The sequence below is a fragment of the Sulfurimonas sp. genome, assembly GCF_032250635.1.
Classification (GTDB): domain Bacteria; phylum Campylobacterota; class Campylobacteria; order Campylobacterales; family Sulfurimonadaceae; genus Sulfurimonas.
This window is the reverse complement of the sequence record NZ_JAVVFL010000153.1, coordinates 1-5,366: the sequence shown is the minus strand read 5'-3', so window position 1 is coordinate 5,366 and position 5,366 is coordinate 1. Positions and strand designations below refer to the sequence as shown.

Annotated in this window: 8 protein-coding genes; 3 read left to right on the top strand and 5 right to left on the bottom strand. The window is 38.0% G+C overall.

The window, feature by feature from the left end; genetic code table 11:
* The 3 genes from RQ763_RS09115 to RQ763_RS09105 all read left to right on the top strand — a co-directional run.
* Window positions 1–516, top strand: a 516-nt coding sequence (locus tag RQ763_RS09115) for a thiamine-phosphate kinase (RefSeq protein WP_314152523.1), incomplete at its 5' end; no start/stop codon positions are given.
* A gap of 15 nt (window positions 517–531) precedes the next feature.
* Window positions 532–1,620, top strand: a complete 1,089-nt coding sequence (truD, locus tag RQ763_RS09110) for a tRNA pseudouridine(13) synthase TruD (RefSeq protein WP_314152522.1) — start codon at window positions 532–534, stop codon at window positions 1,618–1,620.
* Between the two features lie 11 nt (window positions 1,621–1,631).
* Window positions 1,632–2,450: a phosphatidylserine decarboxylase gene (locus RQ763_RS09105; RefSeq protein WP_314152520.1), complete on the top strand. Its 819-nt coding sequence runs from the start codon at window positions 1,632–1,634 to the stop codon at window positions 2,448–2,450.
* A gap of 12 nt (window positions 2,451–2,462) precedes the next feature.
* Here the strand turns inward: RQ763_RS09105 and ychF are convergent, their stop codons facing one another.
* From ychF to RQ763_RS09080, 5 genes are all read right to left on the bottom strand, one after another.
* Window positions 2,463–3,563 (bottom strand): redox-regulated ATPase YchF, encoded by a 1,101-nt coding sequence (gene ychF, locus RQ763_RS09100; protein WP_314152519.1) that lies wholly within the window; start codon window positions 3,561–3,563, stop codon window positions 2,463–2,465.
* A gap of 229 nt (window positions 3,564–3,792) precedes the next feature.
* A complete protein-coding gene (locus RQ763_RS09095) occupies window positions 3,793–4,164 on the bottom strand; it encodes a transcriptional regulator (RefSeq protein WP_137012553.1) in 372 nt (123 codons plus the stop codon).
* Between the two features lie 11 nt (window positions 4,165–4,175).
* Window positions 4,176–4,511, bottom strand: coding sequence for a DUF6516 family protein (locus tag RQ763_RS09090; RefSeq protein ID WP_314152516.1), 336 nt, complete (start codon window positions 4,509–4,511; stop codon window positions 4,176–4,178).
* Window positions 4,512–4,686: 175 nt separating this feature from the next.
* Complete coding sequence (locus RQ763_RS09085; protein WP_314152514.1) at window positions 4,687–5,058, bottom strand: type II toxin-antitoxin system VapC family toxin; 372 nt, start codon at window positions 5,056–5,058, stop codon at window positions 4,687–4,689.
* Window positions 5,046–5,249, bottom strand: coding sequence for a hypothetical protein (locus RQ763_RS09080; protein WP_314152513.1), 204 nt, complete (start codon window positions 5,247–5,249; stop codon window positions 5,046–5,048). The genes RQ763_RS09085 and RQ763_RS09080 overlap by 13 nt, the downstream gene beginning before the upstream one ends.
* Window positions 5,250–5,366: the final 117 nt, after the last annotated feature.

Here is a 5,366-nt window from a genome sequence, read left to right as displayed (position 1 = left end):
ATCCAAATCATCGGCGGAGATACTATCGGCAATATTAAGCTTGATATTACGATTACTATTATCTCCCAGACCGACAAACCCCTAAGAAGACAAGGGCTCAAACATGGGCATTTGGTTGCGCATACGGGGGAGCTTGGTCGAAGTGCCAAAGAACTTAGAAGATTAACAAACCTTGGCAAGATTCATAAAAATTCAAAGTTTGTAAATATAAAACTGAGAGAGAAGTTTGTCTCAAGGGCTTCACGCTACCTAAAGTGCGGTATGGATATTTCAGACGGTCTTTTTAGCGACCTAAAAAAACTCTCATCTGCTAATGGATTAGGGTTTAATTTTTACAAGCGTATACCAAAAAGAGTAGGGTGCAGCGGCGAAGAGTATGAGATGCTTTTTGGTTTTGACAAAAGAGACAAAAAAGCTCTGCAAAGAGTAGCTAAACTCTGCAGAACACCGATAACTATAGTTGCACAAAGTGCCAGGAAACATTACAAAAACAGATGCAAAGCGCATCATTTTTAAACTACTAGGATTATTATGAACAGATTTTATTCACTCTCGCATTCAAGTATAGATTTTCACTTTAGACAGACCCCAAGAGATTTCGTCGTGGAGGAGATACCGCTTTATGAATTAAGCGGCGAGGGTGAGCATCTTGTATTTTTTGTGAGAAAAAAAGGGCTCTCTACTCTTGAGCTTGTCTCCATCATTGCTAAATATTTGGGGATTCAAAACAAAGAGATAGGTTATGCGGGGCTAAAAGATAAACATGCCATGACAAAGCAGTATATCTCACTGCATAAAACCCATGAAGCAAAGATGGATGCGTTTGAACATGAAGATATAAAGATACTCTCAAAGGCATACCACAACAACAAGATAAGAATAGGGCATCTTAAAGGCAACAGGTTTTACATAAAGTTAAAAAAAGTAAACCCGACTGCGGCAAAAAAGATAGATGAGGCTTTGAAAAACATAGCAACATTCGGAATGCCTAACTTTTTTGGTTATCAGCGTTTTGGAACTGATGGAAACAACCATATTGACGGTGAGAAAATTGCAAAAGGCGAGAAGAAAGAGCGCAATGTAAAAATCAGAAAACTTCTCATCAGCGCGTACCAGAGCCATCTTTTCAACCTTTGGCTAAGCAGACGACTAGAAATCAGTGCGCTTGTGCAAAAATTTGATACAAAAGAGTTGGAGCCTCTGCTCAATATGCCAAATGAGGAGCTTGCAAAAATGAAGACTCAGACGCATCCGTTTAAACTTATGAACGGAGATATCATGGAGCATTATCCGTATGGAAGACTCTTTGATTATGAGGGGAGCGAAGATGACCTCAAAAGATTTAACGAAAAAGATATATCGGTTACGGGTCTTTTGTGTGGCAAAAAAGCAAGAATTGCTTCTAATGCGGCAAGAGTCATTGAAAAAGAGTTTGATGATGAGATAAATGCGGATGGTACGAGAAGATACGCATGGGTATATCCAGAAGAGGTTGAAGGAAGATACAAAAATGAAGTAGCTCAGTACGAGCTTAACTTTTCGCTTCCAAAAGGCTCTTATGCCACGGTTTTAATTGAAGAGATAGCAAAGCGCAAGCTTCTTTCAGAAAAAGAGAGATAAGGGAGTAGGGAATGAAAAAACATATAACATCGGCGATATCACAAACTTTTGGAAAGTTTGCAAACAAAGAGTTTGCAAAACCGATTCAGAATTTTATAAACAGCTCATATGTGAAAATAATGGGTCTAGATATGAGCGAGTTTCATGCGCCGCAGACTTATCACACTCTAAATGCGCTCTTTACCAGAAAACTCAGAGAAGATAGAGACTATTCGCTGGATAGCAAAGATTTTATATCGCCGTGTGACTCTTTTATAACTGAGTGCGGAGATATAGATGTCCGTCATGCCTTTCAGATAAAAGGGATGAAGTACCACTCTGACGAGCTTTTGGGAGAGCACTTTAGCAAAGAGGAGAAAGATATAGTTAAAGATGGAACTTTTATAAACTTCTATCTATCTCCAAAAGATTATCACCGCTACCACATGCCTACAAACCTGAAAGTGTTAAAAGCCGTACATATTCCGGGTAAATTTTACCCCGTCAATATTCCATCGCTTAAAAAGAGAGTAAATCTTTTTGCGGAGAATGAGAGAGTTGTTCTGCTGTGTGAGACAACAGATAAAAAGAGATTTTATATGGTGCTTGTTAGTGCCTTAAATGTCGGAGTTATGCAGGTCTCTTTTGAGCCAAAGATAAAGACCAACGCAGATGCACAAAACAGCAGTGCGTACAGTTATGAGAACCTGCATCTAAACAAAGGCGATGATTTCGGCTGTTTTGAGATGGGTTCGACTATAGTGATTTTGGCGCAAAAAGATATGCTTGATGTTAACGTAAGAGCAGGGGAGCATGTCAAATACGGGGATACGATAGCAACAATAAAGTAGCAGTAGGTTTAACTATACGTTAAACCTAAAGTGCATAATGTCGCCGTCTTGCACGATGTACTCTTTGCCTTCTAGACGCATTTTACCAGCCTCTTTAGCTTTGGCTTCGCCGCCGCATGCTATAAAGTCTTCATACGCGATGACCTCGGCGCGGATAAAACCTTTTTCAAAGTCGTTGTGGATTACGGCTGCCGCTTTTGGTGCCGTTGTGTTTTTGCGAATTGTCCATGCACGAACCTCTTTTACACCTGCGGTAAAGTAGCTCATAAGTCCTAGTTTGTCAAACCCTTTTTGGATGATTTGTCCAAGTCCTGACTCTTCAACGCCAAGAGAGCTTAAGAACTCCTCTGCCTCATCATCATCAAGACCGACCAGTTCTTCTTCAATCTTCGCACAAAGTTTTATAAGCTCACAGTTGTTTTTCGCCGCATGCTCTTTAAGGTCTAGTACAAATTGGCTATCTTCAACCAGACCCTCTTCATCAACATTTGCACCGTACATAATCTCTTTTGCGGTTAAGAGTCTTACCTCATGGTTTAGCTGCTTAAACTCGTCACTCTCTGCTTTTGGAAAGTTTTTAGCAAGGTTTCCATCAGCCAAATACTCTAAAAGTTCTTCTGCCAAAGCTAAAACAGCAGCCGCATTTTTGTCTGTTTTTGCCTGTTTTTTAAGTCTGTCGGCTCTGTTTTGCAAAACTTCGATGTCGGCTAAAATAAGCTCTCCCTCGATAATCTCTACATCTCTTAGCGGGTGGATACTTCCCTCAGTATGGACGATGTTATCATCTTCAAAACATCTGACAATATGCAAAATAACTTCAGTCTCGCGGATGTTAGATAAAAACTTGTTTCCCAAGCCCTCACCTTTGCTCGCACCTTTAACCAATCCTGCGATATCTACAAAATCAAGAGTAGAGTGCTGGATACGCTCAGGCTTTACTATCTTTGCAAGCTCTTGCAACCTTACATCAGGAACAGGAACTATTGCCTTGTTTGGCTCGATGGTACAAAACGGGTAGTTAGCCGCCTCCGCGTTTTGTGCTTTTGTAAGTGCGTTAAAAGTTGTTGATTTGCCTACGTTTGGAAGTCCTACAAGACCGATACTTAAACCCATAATTGACCTTTTGTGCTGTTTTATATTTTTTTGTAATGTTAGCCAAAGTATGCATAGAGAACGCTTTAACGGTTTTTGCTATTTTGGAGTGTGTGTTTTTAAGAAGAGGCGAGAAAACAACTCTCGCTCTCATGCTTGTCTATACAACTATGGGAACAAGAAAAAGTGGAGATTCATTCTCAGGGGTGTTACTTGGAAATAACAATTGACATTTAAAAAAAACTTTCTGCTACGCCACACTCTGCAAGCCAAACTCTACTTTAAAGTCAGTAGCTTTTACTTCTGGAACTATGTTGTTTTTTACTTTGTTTAAATCTACAATCCCATATCTTTGAAGTGTTTTTAGTGTTCTTGATAGATTTGACTTTGCTCTTCCGCTTAGCTCCTCAAGTTCTCTGAGTGATTGAGGATTATTCAGCAAAATTATTCTAAGCAGCTCTTGATTTTCGCTTGAGAGTATTTGAGCCATTGACTTTAAAGACTCAAACCATACTTTTGGCTCATCTTTTTTGGGGATATACTCGCCTTTTGCGATTGCTATCGTTCTTTTTTTGTACTGCTCTAAAGGCATTATGCCTACTCTTAAAGTTTCTAGTTTCATTTTTCATCCTTTTAACTGTTTGCTATGTAATAATCCACACTGTTCCAAAAATCTTCTACAAGTTGCGCGCAAGACTCAAACTCATAAGGTACGATATCTATTTTCTTATGTACATGGTCTAATGTCTCTTTTCTAGCAGCATACTTCTTAGAAGACTTAAAACTGTGAGCGTTGTCATAACCGATCACTCTATGGTTTCTTTTGTCATGCAAAGTCAAAGAGTATTTAACTCCATGAGGAACAGTTTTGCTCTTTTGAACTTTTTTTGCTTCAAACTTGACCCAATAACCACTATCCAAAGGATAAACTTCGCCATCAAGATTTAGTAAAAACTCTAAATCATTCATAATGCTTCCTTTGTTATCATCAAATGATAACTAAATTATTTTTATATCAATGTTAAATATTTTAAATAATAGCGATTTTAATTCGAGATGTGAGAAAATATGACAGATTGAAATGTTTATATATGGTATTACTCGCTCCCATGCTCCTGCGTGGGAGTGTGTATTTCAGGTTATTTTATAGCAATACTAAGCCATCTATATATCTAAAGTCTTTTGTATTGAGAGTGTAGAGTCGTAAGTTGCTGTCGATTGCGGTAGCGGCTATCAAACTATCTGGTATATCTAAATTATGGCTTTTTGAATATTCGAAAATAAGTTCTGTTGCAACTTTAGAAATACTCTTGTTAAGTTCTATCTCTTCAAAGAGTGATATAAATTTTTGAAGTTTAAAAAGTTCTGCTTTGTTGATTGCACCGTAGTAAAGCTCCATCGCACTAATTGAGCTTATGGCATAAAGAAAACTTGATTCTTCTAATTTTTGAACAATATCTTGATTGCCTTTGAGTATTTCAATCAAAATATTTGTATCTAAGACTATTTTTTCCATGCAGCTTCTCGAAGAGTCTCTATAGTTATGTCTCTGTCTTTCCACATGCCTGCAAAAGAGGAGAGAGATTCTTCCCTAAAAGGCTTATCATCGATAGTTTCAATTTTAATATCTTCTTTTTTAAAAGAAGAGAGAAACTCTAAAACTTTTTGTGAAATAGATTCATTTTTGATATTTAAAGATATTTGCATCGTTTTTCCTTGCATCAATAATTTGAGATTATATCATAAAGTCAAACAACTCTCGCTCCCATGCTCCTGCGTGGGAGTGTATATGTCAGGTTATTGTTACAGTATGCATTCCCATCG